Here is a 21,421-nt window from a genome sequence, read left to right as displayed (position 1 = left end):
ATAAAAAAAGCACCTTAAAGGTGCTTTATTATAATCAGTGTGTCTGTAACTAATAAGTTTAGTGTTCAAACATTGCTGAAATAGATTCTTCGTTGCTGATACGGCGAATTGTTTCAGCTAGCATGTCTGCAAGAGTTAACACTTTGATTTTATCAATTGCTTGTAATTCAGCAGACAGTGGAATTGAGTCAGTAACAATGACTTCATCAATGACAGAATTGCGGATGTTTTCTACCGCTTGTCCTGATAATACAGGATGGGTTGCATAAGCAAACACGCGTTTTGCGCCATGTTCTTTAAGTGCTTCTGCAGCTTTGCACAATGTACCACCGGTGTCGATCATGTCATCAACAATAATACAGTCACGGCCTTCAACATCACCAATGATATGCATTACTTGAGAAACGTTCGCTTGTGGGCGACGTTTATCGATGATAGCTAAATCTGTGTCGTTTAATAATTTTGCAATTGCGCGAGCACGTACTACACCACCAATATCAGGTGATACTACAACAACATCATCAAACTTACGTTCTTTCATGTCTTCTAGTAATACAGGGCTACCGAATACGTTATCTACTGGCACATCAAAGAAACCTTGAATTTGCTCAGCATGTAAGTCAACCGTAAGAACGCGGTCAACACCAACACTTGATAAGAAGTCTGCAACAACTTTAGCTGTGATTGGAACACGGGCAGAACGTACACGACGGTCTTGACGCGCATAACCAAAATAAGGAATGACGGCTGTAATACGACCTGCTGATGCACGACGTAATGCATCAACCATAACAATAAGCTCCATTAAGTTATCGTTAGTAGGGGCGCAGGTTGATTGCACAATAAAAACATCCGAGCCACGAACATTTTCATTAATTTGAACACTGATCTCACCGTCGCTAAAACGGCCAACAACAGCATCGCCAACTTCAATATATAAACGTTTTGCAACTTTTTGAGCTAAGTCAGGTGTTGCGTTACCAGCGAAGAGCTTCATGTCAGGCACGGTAGGGTTCCTCAGGCACTGAATTTTTGGACTAACAAGCGATGCAAACGCGTCGCATGTTAACTTTAATTTTATTTACTTGTACGTTACTTCATTGCTTCAATGTATAGCGTTCAGCTGCGTATGGGCAGGAGAGATATTAACGCTACTGGCAATAAAACCACTCCATGTATTGGGGAGGTTTTCAAGAACAAGTTGCGCTTCTTTTTGCGTTGCAAATTCAGCAAAACAACATGAACCTGTGCCAGTCATCTTCGACGGAGCGTATTTTAGCAACCACTGGAGGGTCTTTTCAACCTCAGGACAAAGCTTTTTAACTAATGACTCACAATCGTTGCGTAAAGTCTGTTGCTGCCAATCGCCTTTGAGCTTAGGAGTATCACGTTTTAAATTGGGGTGAGTAAATATTTTAGCCGTACTTATATGTTCGTTTGGATGAACGACGCAAAACCACTTTTTTTCTAGCTCAACATCGACTAACTTCTCACCAATGCCTTGTGCTAAGGCGCTTCTACCATTTATGAACACGGGCACATCGGCTCCAAGTTTTATTCCTAATTGGGCTAATTCATCCAGTGATAAGTGACATTTCCATAATTTATTAAGTGCTAAAAGCGTGCTTGCAGCATCGGATGAACCGCCACCGACTCCGCCCCCCATAGGCAATATTTTAATTAAATTTATTTTTACACCAAACGATATTTGACAGTGGTTTTGTAACAAAATGGCTGCTTTATAGATCAAATTATCATTTAAGGGGATTCCTTGGGTGTCACCTGTGACTTCAATGCTTGCTGTATTTGTTAAAGTGAAGGTGAGTTCGTCGCCATAATTTAAAAAAGTAAATAGGGTTTCCAGTTCATGGTAGCCATCTTCACGGCGACCATTAATGTGTAAAAATAAGTTAAGTTTGGCTGGTGCCAATAATGAAAAAGAAGTCATAGTTTGCTTAGTCATATTAATTAAAGTGCCACTCGTAGAGTTGAATTTTTATTTTAATGTCTCGATGTTTTAATGTTAATTTTTTTGGTAACCAAAACCCAGCATGTTGTTGATAATCGCCGTAGCTAATATCCCATCGGCTGCCATCGGTATCTTGCCAGGTAATACTTTTCGCTCGACCTAACTCATCTACTTGCAGTGACTCATCTGTAGCCGTTCCTTTTAGCCAGTGCTCAGCATTTTCAAGAGGAATAGTAAAGCCAGTTAATCGATGCAATAACGCTGAGGCGTTTTGATCATAAAAAACCTGGTCGTCATACTCAAGCTCAGCCCCTTCAGCCGATTGTTTTAACGCTAATACTCGTGTTCCAATAAACGTTGTGAGAATAAGTTGATTTAACTCTTCCTTTTGCTGCCAGTTTAAATTAGCAGATTGACGTTCTTGTGAGCTGATAAATGCCATCTTACCTTCAACTTGCCAGTTACTTTGTTGCGATAATTGGTCCTTCCAATTGGCATAAAGGGCTGTTTGTTGATCAATTCGGTGAGCGCAACCGCTTAAAAATAAAAAAAATGTGAGTAAAATCAAATATAGTCGAATCAAATGTCGTTCCTTACTTTCCATATTCAGCTGATTTTTGGTAAAATTATTGCCTTTCGAGCATGGCTTAGCAATATTTGGCAAATATGACCATAGTAGCACTTGGTATTAATCACAAAACCGCATCCGTAGAATTACGAGAAAAGGTCGCCTTTTCGCCTGAGCAATTATCAGAGGCGTTACAGCAACTAAGTGATCATGAACAGTTTAATGAAGCCGTTATAGTATCAACCTGTAACCGCACCGAAATCTATTGTAGCCTTGCTCAGCAAAATTCCCAAACACTGTTACAGTGGCTTGCAAGTTTCCATGGTTTAGATGAACAAGAGCTGAGTGACAATATATATTGTCATGAAGACCAAGACGCTATCAATCATTTAATGCGCGTATCGTGTGGGCTCGATTCACTGGTGTTGGGGGAGCCGCAAATTTTAGGGCAAATTAAGCAGGCTTATAACAGCGCTAAAAACCATAATTCGGTTAACTTGATTTTTGATCGTTTATTTCAAAAAACATTTTCAGTGGCAAAGCAAGTCAGAACAGAGACCGAGATAGGCGCAAGCGCTGTTTCAGTTGCATACGCTGCAGTTAATTTAGCAAAGCATATTTATGGAAAGTTAGATAAAACAAATGTGCTATTAATAGGTGCAGGGGAAACAATAGAGCTAGTCGCTAAACATTTATACCAAAATGAGCCACAGCAAATTACAGTCGCAAACCGTACTATTGAACGCGCTAAATTATTAGCACAAGACGTTAATGCGGATGTTATTGCATTAGCACAGTTACCTGAGCGGTTACATCAAGCAGATATCGTTATTAGTTCGACTGCGAGTACACTCCCTATTATTGGTAAAGGTGTGGTTGAACAAGCACTAAAACAACGTCGTAATAAGCCAATGTTATTTATTGATATTGCTGTGCCGCGTGATATTGAAAGTCAAGTTGGTGAATTAGATGCCGCCTATTTGTATTCGGTTGATGACTTACAGGCAATAGTAAGCGAAAATATCGCCTCAAGAGAACAAGCCGCTGACGAGGCGCAAGTTATTATTACTCAGCGCTGTGCTGAATTTGTAATGTGGATGCGTTCACTCGACTCAGTCGATTTGATTCGTACATATCGTCAAGATGTACATGATATAAAGTCTGAATTGGTTGATAAGGCAATTAGCCAATTAAATACTGGTAAAGACGCAGAAAAAATTATTTTAGAGCTGGCCAACAAATTAACCAACCGTTTGATGCACGCGCCTACCCGTGCAATTCAAGATGCGGCTAAAAAAGGTGAAGTTGCTCAGTTAAGCCAATTAAAGAAAATGTTAGGTATTGATCAGGAATAACAGTTACATGAAAGAGTCCGTTTATCATAAATTAGAAACCTTAGTTGAGCGTTATGAAGAAGTCCAAGCGTTACTAAGTGACCCGTCGGTTATTAGCGATCAAAACCGCTTTCGTGCTCTTTCTAAAGAATATTCTGAGCTGGAAGAAATCGTTAAAGCATTTTTAGGCTATCAAGAAACACAAAATGATGTTGTTGCTGCAGAAGAAATGCTGAAAGATTCAGACCCAGATATGCGTGAAATGGCGCAAGAAGAATATAAAGAAGCAAAAGCACAAATTCTGGTAATTGAAGATCAAATACAAGTATTAATGTTGCCAAAAGACCCGCGAGATAATAACAACGTGTTTGTTGAAGTACGCGCTGGGACGGGCGGTGATGAAGCGGCTATTTTTGCAGGTGACTTATTCCGTATGTACAGCCGTTACGCAGAAACTAAAAAATGGAAAGTAGAAGTTGTGAGCACCAATGAAGGTGAGCACGGTGGTTACAAAGAAGTGATTGCGAATATCAGTGGTGAAGGTGTTTACGGGCAATTAAAGTTTGAATCAGGTGTACATCGCGTACAACGTGTGCCAGAAACTGAGTCTCAGGGGCGCGTGCATACGTCAGCGTGTACTGTAGCGGTGATGGCGGAAGTACCAGAGGCCGAAGCGATACAAATTAACACCGCGGATTTAAAAGTTGATACCTTTCGTGCATCAGGTGCCGGTGGTCAGCACGTTAATAAAACAGATTCAGCTATTCGACTTACGCATATACCTACTGGCGTTGTGGTTGAGTGTCAGGATCAACGTTCACAGCATAAAAACCGCGCTAAAGCGATGTCAGTACTTGCAGCTAGATTACAGCAAGCCGAAGATGAGAAACGCCATGCAGCAGAAGCATCAGAGCGTCGTAACTTAGTGGGAAGCGGTGATCGTTCAGAGCGAATTCGTACTTACAACTACCCGCAAGGACGTATTACAGATCATCGTATCAATCTCACTTTATATCGCTTAAATGAAGTAGTAGCAGGTGATTTAGGCTGTGTAGTTGAGCCGCTTATGCAAGAATATCAAGCAGATTTATTAGCCGCAATGGGTGATGAATAATCGTGACAGACACGGTTGACTCAGCAATTAAACGGGCTGCTTTGCTATTGCAAAGTAGCACCGACAGTGCAAAACTAGATGCACAAGTTTTATTACTTGATGTGCTCCAAAAACCACATAGCTATTTATTTAGTTGGCCTGAAAAGCAGCTTAGTGCAGCTCAACAGTTGCAATTTGATGAGTATTGTCAGCGACGTTTAAATGGTGAACCTGTTGCCCATATAACAGGTTTGCGAGAGTTTTGGAGTTTACCATTACAAGTTAATGCAAGCACTTTGATCCCACGCCCAGATACAGAAACATTGGTTGAACATGCCTTAGGTTTACAGTTACCGACAGTTGCTAATGTGCTTGATTTGGGCACGGGCACAGGTGCAATTGCACTTGCGCTTGCCAGCGAAATGCCACATTGGCAGATAACGGGTGTTGATAGAGTGAGCGAGGCTGTCGCACTTGCTAATACGAATAAGCAGCGCTTAGGGTTTACGAATGTAGGCTTTGTGCAAAGTGATTGGTTTAGTGAAGTAGCAATGCAACAGTTTGATTTAATTGTTAGTAATCCGCCTTATATTGAACAAGATGATATCCACTTAAATCAAGGTGATGTTCGTTTTGAACCGCTGTCAGCATTAGTAGCTGACGATGACGGTATGGCCGATATCAAGTACATTATTACTCAAGCGCGTGATTATTTAACGACAAATGGCTATCTTCTGATAGAGCATGGTTATCAACAAAGTACTAAAGTGCATAGTTTTTTTGCACAAATGGCGTATACAAATATACTTACAGTTAAAGATTTAGCAAATAACGATCGTGTAACGCTTGCACAGTGGCCTGGATAATTATAAAAATTGCAGTGCGAGCGCAACGAAAACCGCCTTTGAGGACTAAGTGAATGGATGATTTTTTATTTTCGGATGAACCGCAAGAAGAAGAAGTAGAAGTAATTAAGGGGACCTGGAAAGTCATCATTGTTGATGATGAATCTGAAGTTCATGCAGTAACTAAATTAGCGTTGAGTGATTTTGAATTTCAAAATAAGCGCTTAGAGTTTATTAGTGCTTATTCAGGTGCGGAAGCAAAAAAAGTAATAGACAATAATCCAGATGCCGCAATTGTACTTCTAGATGTAGTGATGGAAACGGATGACGCCGGGCTTAAAGTTGCACAGTATATTCGTGAAGTCGCTAAAAATAATCATATCCGTATTATTCTGCGTACAGGTCAACCAGGGCAAGCACCAGAGCGTCAAGTTATCGTTAATTATGATATCAACGATTATAAATCGAAGACTGAACTGACGGCACAAAAGCTATTCACCGTTGTGATGTCTAGCTTACGTTCTTATCGCGATATATTATCGATTGAGCAATCTCGCCAAGGTCTTGAAAAAATAATTAAAGCATCGCGAGATATTTTTTCAGCTCACTCAATTGAGAGTTTTATTGAGGGCGTTATGCAACAATTAACTTCTTTGATAGGCACCGTAGATCAAGCAATGTATGCAACCAGTTTAGTTGCAGGTAACCCACAAGATAACCAAAAAAAGCTGGTTGTTTTTTCTGGTCGCGGCGATTTTGAACGCAGTGAGGGTAAAGCGATTGAAGAAGTATTAAGTACTGATCAATTACTCGCATGCAAAGAAGCATTACAAGGTAAAACAATTATTTATAAAGATAATTATTTATTTGCGTATTGTTGTAGTGAGTATAACCATAATTCAATGTTGTTCATTTCAGGTATTCCGCAACATTTGACGGATACACAACGTCATCTAATTAAGATTTTTTCACAAAACGTGCAACTAGCGTATGAAAATGTGCAATTACAATCAGAAATAGAAGCGACACAACAAGAATTGATGCTTCGTTTAAGTGAAGCGCTTGAACAACGCTCAACAGAAACGGGAAACCATGTAAAACGGGTTTCTCATATTTGTCATATTTTAGCGCTGGGTTATGGTTTATCAAAACGTGAAGCAGAACTTATTCGTTTAGCATCGCCTTTACATGATGTAGGTAAAGTCGGTATTCCAGATGCGATACTTAATAAGCCATCTAAACTGACAGATGCTGAATGGGAAGTCATGAAAACGCATACTCAAAAAGGGCATGCAATTTTAAAAGATTCAACACGTGAAATTGTGAATGCAGGTGCATTAATTGCCCGTGATCATCATGAAAAATGGGATGGCTCTGGGTATCCTCTGGGGCTAAAAGAAAAAAACATCCACATTTTTGGCAGAATAGTCGCACTTGCTGACGTTTATGATGCACTACGACACAAGCGTTGTTATAAAGAGGCGTGGACATGTGAGAAAGTAGTCGAAGAAATTAATCAACAAAAAGGTAAACACTTTGAGCCTAAATTAGTTGATATATTTAATGACAATCTTGATGAATTAGAGCAAGTATTAGCGCGTTATCCTGACTAGGGGCGCGGTTTAATTTTATAAAACAAAGTAGTACAGGGGCATATGGAATATTTAGCAGTAAAACACACTCACATGGCAATCGCCGTTTTAAGCATCGTTTTATTTTATGTACGTTCATTTTCACGAATGGGAAGTGGCACAATCGCAAAGAATAAGGTGGTATTTATTGGTAGCCACGCTACAGATACATTCTTACTTATTTCAGCGTTTGCGTTAATGGCCATTGCAAAAATGAACCCATTGGAGCAGATGTGGCTACTTGAAAAAATTATTTTAGTTGTGGCTTATATTGTACTGGGCGTTATTGCAAGTAAGCAGCAAAAAACCAGCATTAAAGTAGTCCTATTGGTTGTTACAACAGCTGTAATCGCATTAATAGGTAAATTAGCAGTTACTAAGACAGCTTTGTTTCTTTAACTCTCTGAATGTGCAAAGACATATTGAGTCCTTGCACTAAATATCCGCGTGCTCTCAAAACATTGAATCAAGTGATTTGAGAATACGCGGGTATAAACTAACGCGCGGCGTTGGTATCTCGCCTAAAAACTAGGTAAACTAGTGATTCGTTTTCTAAAAAAGATGTTGCAGTATTAATGACCACCCCTTGGTTTGAAGATCAAAATGAGTCCTATCAAGATGAGGCTTTTGACACATTCGTTCCCCAAGCGTTGTATCGTTGTATCAGCGCTGAAGCAAAGTGGGACCCTCAAGCAGATCTAAGCGATAGCTTTGCTACATTGAGCGATTTTGAAAGTCAGGTAACTGAGCTATGCCAGCAACATATTGATACTCACGAGCGCTTTGACGCATTAGTTGATATGTTTTTCACGCAGTGGCTATTTAGTGTCTCAAGTCTAAAAGTACCAGAATACACTCTGAATAGTTTTAGCTATATGCTCAGTATGCGCAGTGGTTCAGAAACGACGTTGGCAATATTATTATGTCATTTACTCAATCATGCTGATTTTGATGCTAATGTGACTATTAACAATAGTGAAGTAAACGTACATATTGCAATCAGTGATGAGGAAGGGTATTTACTCGAACCCAGTACTGGTCAGCAAAGCTGGTATATCATTCCTGAAAACGCCAGTGAAGAAAATGGTGACGAACAAGAACCGTTAGAGCTTATTTTTGATGAAGATGTTTATAAACTTTATTTAGCGCAACAAAAATGGGCATTTATCAGCGGTAATAAATTTGGTCATGCTTTGAACTGCGTCGAAATGCTCATGGAACTCATTGGTGATGATCCATATGAAAGACGTGATCGAGGTTATTTATTAAACCAGCTAGATTGCCCGCAAATGGCGCGTGACGACTTACAATTTTTTATTGATGAATGTCCAGATGATCCAGCAATAGAAATAATTCAGCACCAATTAGAAGAACTCGAAGATAATAATAAAACGCACCATTAATTTTAAGGAATTCCAATGGTTGATACTAATACCGCATTAATTACCAACGATGCCGTTGTATTTGGTTTGTTGGCTGTAATATTAGGTTTTATTTTTAAAACATCTCATAGTGAGCACAGTGCACTAAAAAAGTTTTACAAATATGTCCCCGCATTACTCCTTTGCTATTTTTTACCGTCACTGCTTAATACATTTGGTATTGTCGATGGCAGCGCCTCTAATGTTTATTATGTGGCGTCGCGCTATTTACTACCATCGTGTTTAATTTTACTGACAATCAGCATTGATTTACGTGCCATTATTAATCTTGGCCCCAAAGCACTCATTATGTTTTTGACGGGGACAGTGGGTATTGTAATTGGTGGCCCTTTAGCTATTTTGATCATGAGTGCGGTGTATCCAGAAGCTGTCGGCGGTCATGGCCCTGATGCCGTATGGCGCGGAATGACAACAATCGCAGGTAGTTGGATTGGCGGTGGTGCAAATCAGGCGTCTATGAAAGAAATGTTTGAAGTCGGCGGTGATATTTTCTCTGCAATGGTAACCGTTGATGTGATTGTCGCTAATTTGTGGATGGCTGTGTTGTTATTAATGGCCGCCAATCATAAAGCGATTGATGCAAAAACGGGCGCAGATACCAGTGCAATCGAAGACTTAAAAAATCGTGTTGAAAAATACCAAGCTGAGCATGCGCGCACACCCACGTTAAACGATTATATGATGATAATCGCAATCGCCTTTGGTATTACAGGCCTTGCGCATTTTTGCGCTGACTTTTTAGGGCCTTTCTTTGGGGCTAATTTCCCATGGGCGCAAGAGTACAGCTTAAACAGCAAGTTTTTTTGGTTAATCGTTATTTCTACCACGATCGGCATTAGCCTGTCATTTACCAAAGTGCGACATATTGAAGCGTTTGGCGCGTCGAAGGTTGCGTCAAGTTTCTTGTATATCTTAGTGGCATCGATTGGCTTACATATGAATATAACGGCTATTTTTGAGTCGCCTATGTATTTTGTAATTGGTTTAATCTGGATGTTAACGCACGCTAGTTTAATGCTAATTGTGGCTAAAATTATAAAAGCGCCGCTATTTTATATGGCCGTTGGTTCTCAGGCTAACGTCGGCGGCGCCGCATCTGCCCCTGTTGTGGCATCTGCTTTTCACCCATCGCTTGCGCCCGTTGGTGTGCTATTGGCGGTTATGGGCTACGGAGTAGGTACGTACATGGCGTATATTTGTGGATTAATGATGCAAGCAGTTGCACCTTGAGGAATAATAATGAATAACCATTTGATTAAAATTAGTAATATTGAACTGGCCAATGATAAACCGTTTGTGTTGTTCGGTGGCATGAATGTACTTGAGTCTCGCGATCTGGCGATGCGAATTGCTGAGCATTACGTGGAAGTGACCAGCAAGCTTAATATTCCTTATGTATTTAAAGCGTCATTTGATAAAGCAAACCGATCATCAATAAATTCATACCGTGGACCAGGTATGGAAGAAGGGTTGAGAATTTTTGAAGAGATCAAAAAAACGTTTAATGTTCCGCTTATCACAGACGTTCATGAACCTCATCAAGCTGCGCCTGTGGCTGAAGTCGTTGATGTTATCCAACTACCTGCATTTTTAGCACGTCAAACGGATCTCGTTGTAGCAATGGCTAAGACGGGCGCTGTTATTAATGTTAAAAAACCACAGTTTTTAGCTCCACACGAAATGCGCCATATCATTACTAAATTTAATGAAGCGGGTAATAACAACATAGCGTTGTGTGAGCGTGGTTCTAGTTTTGGTTATAATAATCTTGTTGTCGATATGCTAGGTATGGATGACATGAAGCCAATGGCTCCTGTTATTTTTGATGCAACCCATGCATTACAACGCCCTGGTGGACGTGCAGACTCTGCTGATGGACGCCGTGCTCAAGCGGCTGAACTTGCTCGCAGTGGAATGGCGCTCGGACTTGCTGGACTATTTATTGAAGCTCACCCTAATCCAAACGAAGCCAGATGTGACGGCCCATGTGCGTTAGCATTGAGTAAACTTGAAGGCTACTTGAGCCAAATGAAAGCGGTTGATGATTTAATTAAAAGCTTTGCACCACTGGATACCAGTGCAAGCGATTTATAATTAGCGACGTCTATATTTAAAAAGCGACTAAGGTCGCTTTTTTTACGCCTTAAATATACTCTTTCTTAGCATAGGTATATAATTCACCGCATAAGAAAAACTAATTCTAAGCTTGGTTATCATGTCAAGACGGGTACCTCCATTAAACGCACTAAAAGCTTTTGAAGCGGCTGCGCGTCATTTAAGTTTTACAAAAGCAGCAGAAGAGCTTTATGTAACGCAAGCGGCTGTCAGTCATCAAATAAAAACACTTGAAGAACACTTAGGGTTGAAGTTGTTTTTACGTAAAAATCGCTCGTTATTGTTAACCGAAGAAGGGCAAGGTTACTTCCTCGATATTAAAGAAATTTTTACACAGCTTATTGATGCAACCGAAAAGCTATTAGCCCGAGGTGCTAAGGGCTCATTAACGGTAAGTTTAACCCCAAGTTTTGCAATTCAATGGCTTGTGCCACGATTAAGTTTGTTTAATGAGTTACACCCTGAAATCGATGTGCGAATAAAAGCCCAAGATCAAGATGAAAACTCGCTTACCGATGACGTTGATGTTGCTATTTATTATGGTCGTGGTCATTGGAGTGGTGTGCAAACACATAAGCTTCATACTGAATACTTAGTGCCGTTATGCAGCCCCATGTTACTTACGGGTTTAAAACCACTTAACCAGCCGAGTGATTTAGCCAATCACACGTTATTGCATGATACAACGCGAAAAAATTGGAAAACATGGATGAAAACAGCTGGCGTGCGTAATATACAGGTAAACCAAGGTCCTATTTTTAGTCACTCATCGATGGTCTTACAAGCGGCAGTACATGGGCAGGGCGTGGCAATAGGTAACAGCGTATTGGCAAAGCCAGATATTGATGCGGGGCGATTAGTTATCCCTTTTAACCACAGCCTAGAGAGTAAAAATGCTTATTATTTAGTAAGCCGAGAGTCACAATCAGAACTGGGTAAAATTGTCTCCTTTAAACAGTGGATGCTTAGCTTAGTAGAACAAGAGCAAGAATACTAATATGACAATACAATGGTTTAAAAGTACGCAGCAGCCTGCACAGGCACAATTTATATTTGCGCATGGAGCGGGTGCTGGCAGTGACTCCGAGTTTATGCAGCATATGGCGGTATTACTTGGTAAAAAAGGGATTGATGTTGGGTTATTTGATTTTGAATACATGCAAATAGCGAAGCAAACGAATAAGCGCAGGCCACCTGATCGCGCCCCTAAATTACTCGATTATTATGCACATATACTGACCCTAGCGCAGCCAAACTTACCTTTATTTATCGGTGGCAAGTCAATGGGTGGACGGATGGCTTCAATGCTTGCATGCCAAAGCAAAGAGCCAATTCTCGGTGTAGTTGCATTTGGTTACCCATTTCATCCCCCAGGTAAACCTGAAAAGTTACGCATAGATCATTTTGGGGATATTGCATGCCCATTTATAGTACTGCAAGGTGAGCGAGACACCTTTGGCACACGTGAAGAGCTCGCAACACTTGAGCTTGCAAAGCGCCCAGAATTTGTGTGGTTAAATGATGGAGATCATTCTTTAAAGCCGCGTAAGCGTAGCGGTTTCACTGTTGAACAAAACTTAAGTGAAGCGGCAGAAAACGCTGCAAACTTTATGATCAAACTCGCTGTACAGTAAATTTTGGTGTAGTCGTTTTTCTAAGGGGAATACATGATTAAATTATTTTTAATGGCTGGCAGTTTATTTTGTATGTTGTCGGTTGTACTGGGGGCTTTTGCAGCACATGGTTTAAAAAGCCGATTATCAGAGTATGCGCTTGGGGTGTTTAAAACAGCTGCTGATTATCAAATGATGCATGGCTTAGCACTGATAGCCACGGCCATTTTAATTAAATGGGGTCTAAATTTAACCGTTGCTGGTTGGTTTTTTATCGCAGGTACGGTGTTATTCAGTGGTAGTTTGTATTTATTAGCAATAACAGGCTTTAAGTGGCTTGGACCAATTACACCTATTGGTGGCGTGTGTTTTATCATCGCGTGGGCTATTGTTTTAGTGCAAGTTGCACGATTTAAATTTTAATAATGAATAAGCTTAGCTTTGCGTTCTTCAGTTTGGATGAAAAGTAAGCTATTAAAGGGTTTTTATGTCAAGTGTAGTAATTTACTGTCGTAGTGGTTTTGAAAATGATGCCGCTGCTGAAATAACTTTCCATGCCGCAGAGCAAGGTTTTGCAGGGTATGTAAAAGCAAAACCTAACACTGGCTATGTTATTTATGAATGCTTTGATGCATCACACAGTGACGAAATTATTAAAAAAGTCGATTTTAAAAATATGGTGTTTGCTCGCCAATGGTTTGCGGGTACTTTACTTGAAAATATGCCCGTTGAAGATCGCGTCGGTGAGATAGTTAAAGCCGCTATCGATTTTCCTTTATGCTCAGAGCTACGAGTAGAAACGCCAGATACAAATGAAGGCAAAGAGCTTTTAACCTTTTGCAAAAAAATATCAACGCCGCTTAAAAAAGCACTTGAAAAGCAAAATACGGTTTTACGTGAGCCAAAAGCAAATCGCCCAGTAATGCATATCATGTTTTTAACCAACAATACGGCTTATGTTGGTCACTCGTATAGCTATAATAATTCGCCATTTTTTATGGGTATTTTACGTTTACGTATGCCAAGCGATGCGCCGAGTCGTTCAACACTTAAACTTGATGAAGCATTTAATGTGTTTATCCCAGAAAAAGAGCGCGAAAGCCGTGTTCAAGCTGGAATGCGCAGCGTTGATCTTGGCGCGTGTCCAGGTGGTTGGACGTATCAATTAGTTCGCCGCGGTATGTTTGTAAGCGCGATTGATAATGGCCCAATGAACGATGACTTAATGGAAACGGGGCAAGTTAAGCACTTTAGAGCTGATGGTTTTAAATACCGCCCAGAAAAGCGCAATATTCAATGGTTAGTCTGTGACATGGTTGAAAAACCAACTAAAGTTACTAGCCTAATGATTGATTGGGCGGTTAATGCTTATGCAACTGAGCTGATCTTCAACCTAAAGTTACCGATGAAAAAACGCTTTGACAGTGTGTATGAGTGTTTAACCATGATCAGAGAAGAGCTTGCAAAGTATGGTATTAGTTATGAGCTTCAAGCAAAGCACTTATACCACGATCGTGAAGAAGTGACGGTGCACTTAAACGTGACTAAAGTGCCGCAAAACTTATATAGCTAAAAGTTTGTAAATTACAGTGATTAAAAAGCACAGTATTTACTGTGCTTTTTGCTAAGTATCAAAGTGTAATTAATTTATATAGCTAGAGCGGTGATACTTAATATAATTAATTACTTTTATTTATTATTTAACTAATTTTACGCTTTACTTTTAGCTACTATGGCGTAAGTAAGCACTAATGTAACCTTGCAGATTGCTGCGTATAACACGTAATATACGGTTAATAGGGAATGAGTGAAGTTGCTGTATAAGCGCACTGAAAAATAAAGAGTAGATATAGATGTATAAAAATCAAAAAGTCATATTGCGATTGCGGGCTAATATTCCATCATTTAAATGTGTTGAAGGTTGCCATGATTGCTGCGGCCCGGTGACAACATCATCTGAAGAAATGTCGCGGTTACCGGTAAAAACAGATGCAGAACATGAAGCGGCGTTAAATGAATTTAATTGTGTGCATCTTGGTCCAAAGGGCTGCACTGTGTATGACGAGCGCCCATTGATTTGCCGCCTTTTTGGTACTACTCCGCGAATGCCTTGTCCGAACGATCGTGCGCCAGAAGAACCTGTAGATCCTAAGATTGAGCGTGAAGTACATCATTTTATTGCCAATACACGCCAGGTATTAGTATAAAAAGGGGAGTTAATAACAGTGTGTATTGAGCTCCCCATTGAGTATTAGCGATAGTTAGGGCGGTAGTTATCTACCCATAAGCGGGTTGCCCCACAAACAGCAACTGGCATAACGATTAGATTTACCACTGGTATGGCCGTCAGTAACATTACCGCAAAACCAAACCCATACGACAGACCTTGTTTTTGCTTCAGATCTTGCCTCATTTGTTTAAAACAAATTTTATGATTATCAAAAGCATAATCTTTATATTGCACTGCGTACATCCAACAGGTGAACATCACCCAGATTAGCTGCCCAATCACTGGGAGTACCCACAAAAGAATAAAAAAGCCAATTGCGCGGGGTAAAAAGTAACACAGTTTAATCCATTCACGAGAGAGCATACGAGGAACATCTTTTAGTGTATCCATTAAGCCATCATCATTGACTGTTTGGCCAGTAAGGTACAGTTCCACTTTCTCACTGAGTAAACCATTAAAGGGCGCTGCAATAAAATTAGTTATTACTGTAAAGAGCATGCTGTAACTAAATAAAATGACTAATACTGCTATCGGCCACATTAGCCACTCGAGCCAACTTAACCATGTAGGTAATAGGTTATTTAAATATGCAAACCCATCAGTCAGCCAGCCGTATAAAAAAAACAATGAACTACCAAAAAGCACTATATTGATTAACAAAGGAATAAATACAAAGCGCTTTAAGCCTTTTTGCGTGATCAATTTAAAACCCGAAAAAAAATATTCCATACCTTGCGTAAACTGCACGTTAAAACCTCAGATCCTAGCTATATTGGTTTTAGTATAAATTGCTCAGGTATTTTGAACAGCATTTTTAGGTAACAAAGTGTTTAATAGTGAGTGCAGTTGAAAATAGCGCTGATCAACTAATTAAATTAAAAATGACTCCGCTCTGCTTTTACTCGACTTGGATTCAGGTATTAAGTAAAAGAGTTATGAGATCGTTTATAGCGCTTAGCAAATGAGAGGTCGATTGGATAAATTTAATATTACGCGTATTGATACGACAATGGGCGTTTTTCGCCTGTCAGGTTTATGGGATTCATTAAAGGCAGAGGTGTTTAGCGTAACGTCAATTGAAATTATGGGTACAGATGGTTGGGTAAAGTTAGATAAAACAAATGATACTGTTATTATGTTAGTAGCTGAACTAGTGCCGATCCTGCAATTGCACTTATCAAATAAGGTAAATGAAAATGATCTTTAAAGCTGAGCGTTAATGTCTGTAATTTAGGACGGTTGGGTATATACTAGCGGCCATTTTTATAATGAGTCACTTTTAATGTCTAAGCTATTTATTATTGGCCTACCAAGAACCGGCACGACCAGTATCAGTGTTGCGTTATTAGAAATGGGACTGTTAGTTGCTCATACTGCGTTTACCAAAAAAGCGTTTGAAGTTGCTGATGCGATATCTGATGCGCCTTGTTTTAGTGACTATATGCACTTAGATAAGTTATTCCCCAACTCTAAATTTGTTTATTTAAGTCGAGATTTAAATAAATGGGTGCCCTCAATATCCATGCTGCTTGAAAAAATGATGCCTCATTTAGAACTGAAAACAGGGCGATTTAGCCCAGTTTTAAAGCGCAGTTTTCATGATGTTTTTCCTATTAGCGTCCCACTGAGACAGCCATTAACACAGAGTGTATTAGTTGACTGTTACTTACAGCATCAGCAGGGCGTATTGTCATATTTTAAAGACCGAGATGACTTTTTATCGATAGACGTTAGCGAGCCGGGAAGTTTGCGTGAGTTAAAGGCATTTTTAGGTTTACCGATCGAAGGAGATGCCGACTTCCCTAAGTTAAATGTTGGCCGAAACGTTGCTAACTGGCGTGAGTATAAGCATCCGAATAAAGTGAATTCTAACTTAGCAGGTGTAGAGCATCGTAAATACTTTGATTATTAACCAGCATTAAGTAACCGCAGGCTCTTTAATATAACTCACATCATTTTTTGTTGATGAGTGGGCACTGTTACCACTACTAAAAAAGGTGAGTCTACCCAATAAATCAGGTACTAATCGTTCACTATTATAATCATAAATTTTATTTATTTGTTGTGTGTGAAAGTTCATTTGCATACTCGGTACATTCGTTGTAACCCACTTTTGTACGGAGTCAGAATGAATGAATTGATCAGGTGATTTTTCTTTATCGGCTAAAAGCTTTTCCCATATTTGGTTTTGTATTTGGGCAGGTGATTCTTTTATCTCGTCTAGGGTATCGTTTATCCAGCCCAAGCCTATGTCATTGTATGCTTCTAAAATATTATCATAGAGTATTCGGCGACTTGATGGATCACTAATATTGTCTTGTTGAGCAACATGTTTACCATTACCAAGTTGATAATACTGCTTATTTGCTTGGTAATTAGTTTGTTGTGAAAGGTAAGTAAATACATCATTTTGATTATCTTTGTCTACTTCACTCAACATAGCTAACATTTCATCGTTTTGATGTGTTTTTATAAGGCTCATCATATCGATAATACCGCTGCTTTGTTGCAGGTTTGTATCAGCTAAATGGGAATTTAATTGCGTTAGTTGTTCATCACTTTGGTTTTTATTCATCAATAAATTCGCGTAGCTTATTGCTAAATCAGTCTTTGTATTATTGGCTTTATAGCTTGATTTAAACCAATCGATATTTTCGTCGCTGCTTTGCATTACTAATGGCTCATTGCCATTGATGTCATCGCCAATGGGGGACGTTGGTTTTTTATAATCATCGCCTTGTTTAAGTATTGCCGCCATCGTGTTAACGGTACTGCTTAACGCCTCATCAGAGAGCTTACTTAATGATGAAATTAACTGCTCGCTAATATCTTTGTTTTGCATACCAAACCGTAGGCTTGATGTTGTGACTGCAAACTCGGCGAACAGGCTTAATTCTTCATCACTCATCTTTTGCGCTAAATCGAGTAGCTCTTGTGTGGGTTTTATATGTTGAAACATTCTTCGATGCTCGCCGTCGAGCCTGTCTAGTTGATCCAAAAAAGCATTAATATCGTCGGGATCAGTAAACTCGCCATAGCGATAGGTTCGCTCTGTAAATGGCTTATTCATTTCTATAGCACTACTGCTTAGCCCATAAAGGCCCATACCAAAGTAATGAGGGAGATCATCATGATTAAGCTTTCGACCTTTAAATGGGTCATCAACAGCAATAACAGGGGCATTTTCTATCGTGTTTAGTTCTTTGTTTACAGGTGAAGAGGTAAAGACCTCAATAGCGGCTTTAAATTTATCCCCAAGGTGGGGTTTTATCGGTTGCGTAAATAGACGCTGAGCTTGGGGTAGGCTTGGTATTTTCACTGTTGCTCCTTAACATTGCCAATGCACTTGTTTATATATCGACCTGTAATGACAGATCTTTAGGCTAAACAGAGCAAAGTGAGTGGTAGTACACAAATAAAGAGTGAATTTTAAAAATATTTTTACCTGTAAAATAGTGGCTGATACGCATATAAAAGTTTAAATACATTAAAAATAGGCTAAACGCGGTTGTTCATTTGTTACAATTCGGTATAGTTTGCCAACAAATTATTAATATAAATTGAGATGTTCTATGCAGTTAGTTGATTTAAAACCAAATGACCAGGATGTGATTAATGTTTTTGCTGATATCGACCGACTAATGAACACTTTGTACCCCATTGCAACTGCTCAGTCCCTTACGGTAAATGATTTAAATAAACCCAATGTTTATGCCATTGGATTAAAAAACGAGGACGGGATAGTAGCGTGTGGTGCCATTGTAAAACAATTTGACGATAAGGTTTATGGTGAAATTAGACGCTTATATGTTAAACCAAGTTATCGTGGAAAGGGTTTATCTCGTCGTATTATGCAAATTTTATTGCATCATGCAGGAGAAGAAGAAATTCCATTGATCAGATTAGAAACAGGCCCTAAACAAGCTGAGTCAATCAGCTTGTATGAAAATCTAGGGTTTCAACGCTGTTTAAGCTTTGGTAAATATAAAGATAATCCACAAAGTTTATTTATGGAATTAGGGCTTAGTCAACCTTCCTAAAATATGAAATTGTTATTAAGATAACTTAATAACAAAGACGATCTATCTACCCTATTATAGGTCGTCTCGACAAGATGCAGTGAAAACGTTTCATAAGTCTGACATTGATTTTATCTGTAAAACTACAAAAATATACCCAAGCCACCTCAAAATGCAGGATTCAGCGTTCCACAGGGGCTTAATATCAAGGCGTTACTTCGCAATAATGGCGGTCCCTTTTAAGAAGTAACAACGCAGAGAGTAAGTGCCTGTGAAACGCCCAACGGGTTGGTTTAAAAGCGATTTATACTGCGTTATTGATTTGAACAATAGAACCACTATTACCTGCAATCCATGCCTTGCCTAAATCGCTTTTAATTCCAACTGAAACTCGTATCTTGAGGTGGTTTGGGTACTTCCTGCAAATACCGAATATCACCACGCTACCGATGAGTAAAACACCGCATTATTAATGATTTTTAGCTCATAATTATCGTCTTGTATGCCATGTTGCTCGACCTAAAATTATTGATATTAAAATTTATTCGTTACGAGTAAAAATACTTGTTGGACTTAGGGGCTTATTTTTCTTTTAATGCGCGCAATTAGCCGATACGGCACTCATTAAATAAAAGAGAAAGATAAATGAAAGAGACAACATCATCACTAGAACAAGCTCGTACGAGTTACAATGTTCGTCATTGGAGCCAAGGTTTTTTTGGTATTAATGATCAAGGTGATGTGTATGTTGCGCCAAAGGCTGATGCCCCAGAGCAAACCATCGCACTTATAGATATCGCTAAACAACTTGAAGATAAAGGCTTGAGCTTACCTGCTTTGGTACGTTTTCCGCAAATATTGCATCATCGCGTTCACAGTTTATGTGCTGCATTTAATACCGCAATAGAAAGCTATGGGTATCCAAAAGACTATTTATTAGTCTACCCAATTAAAGTAAATCAACAGCGTGAAGTTGTAGAAGAGATAGTTGCCAGTCAAGCGAATATAGAAAAGAAACAGCTTGGCTTAGAAGCTGGTAGTAAACCTGAGTTATTGACCGTATTAGCATTAGCTGAAAAAACCAGTGCAGTGATTGTCTGTAATGGCTATAAAGATAAAGAATATGTGCGCTTAGCACTGATTGGCGAAAAGCTAGGTCATAAAGTGTATATCGTGCTTGAGAAACTCTCTGAGCTGGATATGGTACTTAGCCAAGCTAAAGAGCTAAACGTAAAACCGCGTATTGGTATACGTGTGCGTTTAGCATCACAAGGTAAAGGTAAATGGCAAGCGAGTGGCGGCGAAAAGTCAAAATTTGGTTTATCAGCGTCACAAGTATTACATGTAGTAAATCGTTTAAAAGAAACCGATCAACTTGACTTAATTGAGTTGGTGCATTTTCACTTAGGCTCGCAAATGGCTAATATTCGCGATGTCCGTCTAGGTGTAAGCGAAGCTGCGCGCTTTTACTGTGAGTTACGTAAATTAGGTGCACAAATTGATTGTCTTGACGTAGGCGGCGGTTTAGCGGTTGATTATGATGGCACACGCAGCCAATCACATAACTCAATGAATTACAGCTTGGCAGAATACGCAAATAATATTGTTTACACCATAGGTGATATTTGTAAGCAATACGAGCAGCCATTCCCGACGATTATTTCAGAGTCAGGGCGTGCGTTAACTGCGCATCATGCAGTGCTTATTTCAAATGTTATTGGTACAGAAAGCTACGTGCCTGAAGATATTCAAGCACCGGCAGAAGATGCCCCAATCCTTTTGAAAAATATGTGGATGTCGTGGCAGCAACTTCATGTATTAACGGATGACCGTGCATTAATTGAAATTTATCATGACAGCCAAGGTGACTTAGCTGAAGCGCATAACCAGTTTGCAATGGGCCTAGTCGATTTAACGCAACGCGCATGGGCTGAGCAAATAAATTTACGTGTATGTTATGAACTTAATAAACATATGGATAACAAAAACCGTTTTCATCGCCCGATTATTGATGAACTAAATGCTCGTTTAGCGGATAAATTTTTTGTTAATTTCTCTTTGTTTCAGTCATTGCCTGATGCATGGGGTATTGATCAAGTGTTTCCGGTATTGCCATTAAGCGGCTTAACAGAGGCACCTAAAAAGCGTGCTGTATTGTTAGATATTACGTGTGATTCAGACGGCGCGCTTGATCATTATGTTGATGGCCAAGGTATTGAAAGTACGTTACCAGTGCCTGAATTTAGCGCTGACACACCTTATTTGATGGGCTTTTTCTTAGTGGGTGCGTACCAAGAAATTTTAGGTGACATGCATAACCTGTTTGGCGACACTCACAGCGCTATGGTGCACATGGACGAGCAAGGTGAGGCAAGTATTGTAGAAATAAACCAAGGTGACACGGTAGCCGACATGATGCGTTATGTTCATCTTGATGTAGAAGGTTTTCAATCTTCATATGCACAGCTGGTGGCTGCAAAATTACCACAGGCTGAGCAACAAAGCGTGCTTGATGAATTACAAGCGGGTTTAGACGGTTATACTTATTTAGAAGAGCTTTAA

General features: G+C 39.6%; 22 protein-coding genes. 17 read left to right on the top strand and 5 right to left on the bottom strand.

Features of this window, described 5'->3' with window-relative positions; all coding sequences use genetic code 11:
* Positions 1–58 precede the first annotated feature (58 nt).
* The 3 genes from ADS77_RS16130 to lolB form a co-directional block, all read right to left on the bottom strand.
* On the bottom strand, positions 59–1,006 hold the full coding sequence (locus ADS77_RS16130) for a ribose-phosphate pyrophosphokinase (RefSeq protein WP_054206464.1): 948 nt from the start codon (positions 1,004–1,006) through the stop codon (positions 59–61).
* Between the two features lie 99 nt (positions 1,007–1,105).
* Positions 1,106–1,963, bottom strand: a complete 858-nt coding sequence (ispE, locus tag ADS77_RS16125) for a 4-(cytidine 5'-diphospho)-2-C-methyl-D-erythritol kinase (protein WP_235575798.1) — start codon at positions 1,961–1,963, stop codon at positions 1,106–1,108.
* Position 1,964: 1 nt separating this feature from the next.
* A complete protein-coding gene (gene lolB / locus ADS77_RS16120) occupies positions 1,965–2,552 on the bottom strand; it encodes a lipoprotein insertase outer membrane protein LolB (RefSeq protein ID WP_054455333.1) in 588 nt (195 codons plus the stop codon).
* Between the two features lie 83 nt (positions 2,553–2,635).
* Between lolB and hemA the strand changes: the two genes are divergently transcribed.
* The 13 genes from hemA (at position 2,636) to ADS77_RS16055 (ending at position 14,817) form a co-directional block, all read left to right on the top strand.
* Positions 2,636–3,892 (top strand): glutamyl-tRNA reductase, encoded by a 1,257-nt coding sequence (hemA, locus tag ADS77_RS16115; protein WP_054206462.1) that lies wholly within the window; start codon positions 2,636–2,638, stop codon positions 3,890–3,892.
* A gap of 7 nt (positions 3,893–3,899) precedes the next feature.
* Positions 3,900–4,985, top strand: coding sequence for a peptide chain release factor 1 (prfA, locus tag ADS77_RS16110; RefSeq protein ID WP_054206461.1), 1,086 nt, complete (start codon positions 3,900–3,902; stop codon positions 4,983–4,985).
* 2 nt (positions 4,986–4,987) lie between these two features.
* Positions 4,988–5,830 (top strand): peptide chain release factor N(5)-glutamine methyltransferase, encoded by an 843-nt coding sequence (prmC, locus tag ADS77_RS16105; RefSeq protein WP_054206460.1) that lies wholly within the window; start codon positions 4,988–4,990, stop codon positions 5,828–5,830.
* Positions 5,831–5,883: 53 nt separating this feature from the next.
* The gene (locus ADS77_RS16100; RefSeq protein WP_054206459.1) at positions 5,884–7,422 is read left to right on the top strand and encodes a response regulator; all 1,539 of its coding nucleotides are present in this window, start codon (positions 5,884–5,886) and stop codon (positions 7,420–7,422) included.
* Positions 7,423–7,464: 42 nt separating this feature from the next.
* Complete coding sequence (locus tag ADS77_RS16095; protein WP_054206458.1) at positions 7,465–7,839, top strand: SirB2 family protein; 375 nt, start codon at positions 7,465–7,467, stop codon at positions 7,837–7,839.
* Between the two features lie 176 nt (positions 7,840–8,015).
* Complete coding sequence (locus ADS77_RS16090) at positions 8,016–8,843, top strand: tetratricopeptide repeat protein (protein ID WP_054206457.1); 828 nt, start codon at positions 8,016–8,018, stop codon at positions 8,841–8,843.
* 15 nt (positions 8,844–8,858) lie between these two features.
* Positions 8,859–10,112, top strand: a complete 1,254-nt coding sequence (locus ADS77_RS16085) for a DUF819 domain-containing protein (RefSeq protein ID WP_054455329.1) — start codon at positions 8,859–8,861, stop codon at positions 10,110–10,112.
* Between the two features lie 9 nt (positions 10,113–10,121).
* Positions 10,122–10,976, top strand: coding sequence for a 3-deoxy-8-phosphooctulonate synthase (kdsA, locus tag ADS77_RS16080; RefSeq protein ID WP_054206455.1), 855 nt, complete (start codon positions 10,122–10,124; stop codon positions 10,974–10,976).
* A gap of 121 nt (positions 10,977–11,097) precedes the next feature.
* Entirely contained in the window at positions 11,098–11,994 is an 897-nt protein-coding gene (locus ADS77_RS16075) for a transcriptional regulator GcvA (protein ID WP_054206454.1), read from the top strand.
* A 1-nt stretch (position 11,995) separates the two neighbouring features.
* On the top strand, positions 11,996–12,631 hold the full coding sequence (locus ADS77_RS16070) for an alpha/beta family hydrolase (RefSeq protein ID WP_054206453.1): 636 nt from the start codon (positions 11,996–11,998) through the stop codon (positions 12,629–12,631).
* 33 nt (positions 12,632–12,664) lie between these two features.
* Positions 12,665–13,033, top strand: a complete 369-nt coding sequence (locus tag ADS77_RS16065) for a DUF423 domain-containing protein (protein ID WP_054206452.1) — start codon at positions 12,665–12,667, stop codon at positions 13,031–13,033.
* Between the two features lie 64 nt (positions 13,034–13,097).
* Entirely contained in the window at positions 13,098–14,183 is a 1,086-nt protein-coding gene (rlmM, locus tag ADS77_RS16060) for a 23S rRNA (cytidine(2498)-2'-O)-methyltransferase RlmM (RefSeq protein WP_054206451.1), read from the top strand.
* A 280-nt stretch (positions 14,184–14,463) separates the two neighbouring features.
* Complete coding sequence (locus ADS77_RS16055; RefSeq protein WP_054206450.1) at positions 14,464–14,817, top strand: YkgJ family cysteine cluster protein; 354 nt, start codon at positions 14,464–14,466, stop codon at positions 14,815–14,817.
* A gap of 44 nt (positions 14,818–14,861) precedes the next feature.
* Here ADS77_RS16055 and cysZ read toward each other — a convergent pair whose 3' ends face one another.
* The gene (cysZ, locus tag ADS77_RS16050; RefSeq protein WP_211842031.1) at positions 14,862–15,569 is read right to left on the bottom strand and encodes a sulfate transporter CysZ; all 708 of its coding nucleotides are present in this window, start codon (positions 15,567–15,569) and stop codon (positions 14,862–14,864) included.
* A gap of 244 nt (positions 15,570–15,813) precedes the next feature.
* On the opposite strand from cysZ, the gene ADS77_RS16045 reads away from it, so the two are divergent.
* Positions 15,814–16,047, top strand: coding sequence for a hypothetical protein (locus ADS77_RS16045; protein WP_152960633.1), 234 nt, complete (start codon positions 15,814–15,816; stop codon positions 16,045–16,047).
* Between the two features lie 75 nt (positions 16,048–16,122).
* Positions 16,123–16,752, top strand: a complete 630-nt coding sequence (locus ADS77_RS16040; RefSeq protein ID WP_082355706.1) for a sulfotransferase — start codon at positions 16,123–16,125, stop codon at positions 16,750–16,752.
* A gap of 6 nt (positions 16,753–16,758) precedes the next feature.
* Here ADS77_RS16040 and ADS77_RS16035 read toward each other — a convergent pair whose 3' ends face one another.
* On the bottom strand, positions 16,759–18,159 hold the full coding sequence (locus tag ADS77_RS16035; protein ID WP_054455324.1) for a hypothetical protein: 1,401 nt from the start codon (positions 18,157–18,159) through the stop codon (positions 16,759–16,761).
* A gap of 253 nt (positions 18,160–18,412) precedes the next feature.
* On the opposite strand from ADS77_RS16035, the gene ADS77_RS16030 reads away from it, so the two are divergent.
* Positions 18,413–18,880, top strand: a complete 468-nt coding sequence (locus ADS77_RS16030) for a GNAT family N-acetyltransferase (RefSeq protein ID WP_054206446.1) — start codon at positions 18,413–18,415, stop codon at positions 18,878–18,880.
* Positions 18,881–19,504: 624 nt separating this feature from the next.
* Positions 19,505–21,421, top strand: a complete 1,917-nt coding sequence (speA, locus tag ADS77_RS16025; RefSeq protein ID WP_054206445.1) for a biosynthetic arginine decarboxylase — start codon at positions 19,505–19,507, stop codon at positions 21,419–21,421.

The sequence above is a fragment of the Pseudoalteromonas porphyrae genome, assembly GCF_001298125.1.
Lineage (GTDB): Bacteria > Pseudomonadota > Gammaproteobacteria > Enterobacterales > Alteromonadaceae > Pseudoalteromonas > Pseudoalteromonas neustonica.
Note: the sequence above shows the minus strand (reverse complement) of the source record. Positions and strands in the feature narration are given on the sequence as shown.

Coding starts and splice junctions, on each gene's coding strand:
- ADS77_RS16055 (WP_054206450.1), top strand. CDS start 14,464: ATGTATAAAAATCAAAAAGTCATATTGCGATTGCGGGCTAATATTCCA.
- ADS77_RS16090 (WP_054206457.1), top strand. CDS start 8,016: ATGACCACCCCTTGGTTTGAAGATCAAAATGAGTCCTATCAAGATGAG.
- ADS77_RS16030 (WP_054206446.1), top strand. CDS start 18,413: ATGCAGTTAGTTGATTTAAAACCAAATGACCAGGATGTGATTAATGTT.
- ADS77_RS16085 (WP_054455329.1), top strand. CDS start 8,859: ATGGTTGATACTAATACCGCATTAATTACCAACGATGCCGTTGTATTT.
- rlmM (WP_054206451.1), top strand. CDS start 13,098: ATGTCAAGTGTAGTAATTTACTGTCGTAGTGGTTTTGAAAATGATGCC.
- ADS77_RS16100 (WP_054206459.1), top strand. CDS start 5,884: ATGGATGATTTTTTATTTTCGGATGAACCGCAAGAAGAAGAAGTAGAA.
- cysZ (WP_211842031.1), bottom strand. CDS start 15,569: ATGGAATATTTTTTTTCGGGTTTTAAATTGATCACGCAAAAAGGCTTA.
- ADS77_RS16040 (WP_082355706.1), top strand. CDS start 16,123: ATGTCTAAGCTATTTATTATTGGCCTACCAAGAACCGGCACGACCAGT.
- ADS77_RS16070 (WP_054206453.1), top strand. CDS start 11,996: ATGACAATACAATGGTTTAAAAGTACGCAGCAGCCTGCACAGGCACAA.
- prfA (WP_054206461.1), top strand. CDS start 3,900: ATGAAAGAGTCCGTTTATCATAAATTAGAAACCTTAGTTGAGCGTTAT.
- ADS77_RS16095 (WP_054206458.1), top strand. CDS start 7,465: ATGGAATATTTAGCAGTAAAACACACTCACATGGCAATCGCCGTTTTA.
- ADS77_RS16065 (WP_054206452.1), top strand. CDS start 12,665: ATGATTAAATTATTTTTAATGGCTGGCAGTTTATTTTGTATGTTGTCG.
- ispE (WP_235575798.1), bottom strand. CDS start 1,963: ATGACTAAGCAAACTATGACTTCTTTTTCATTATTGGCACCAGCCAAA.
- hemA (WP_054206462.1), top strand. CDS start 2,636: ATGACCATAGTAGCACTTGGTATTAATCACAAAACCGCATCCGTAGAA.
- kdsA (WP_054206455.1), top strand. CDS start 10,122: ATGAATAACCATTTGATTAAAATTAGTAATATTGAACTGGCCAATGAT.
- speA (WP_054206445.1), top strand. CDS start 19,505: ATGAAAGAGACAACATCATCACTAGAACAAGCTCGTACGAGTTACAAT.
- ADS77_RS16075 (WP_054206454.1), top strand. CDS start 11,098: ATGTCAAGACGGGTACCTCCATTAAACGCACTAAAAGCTTTTGAAGCG.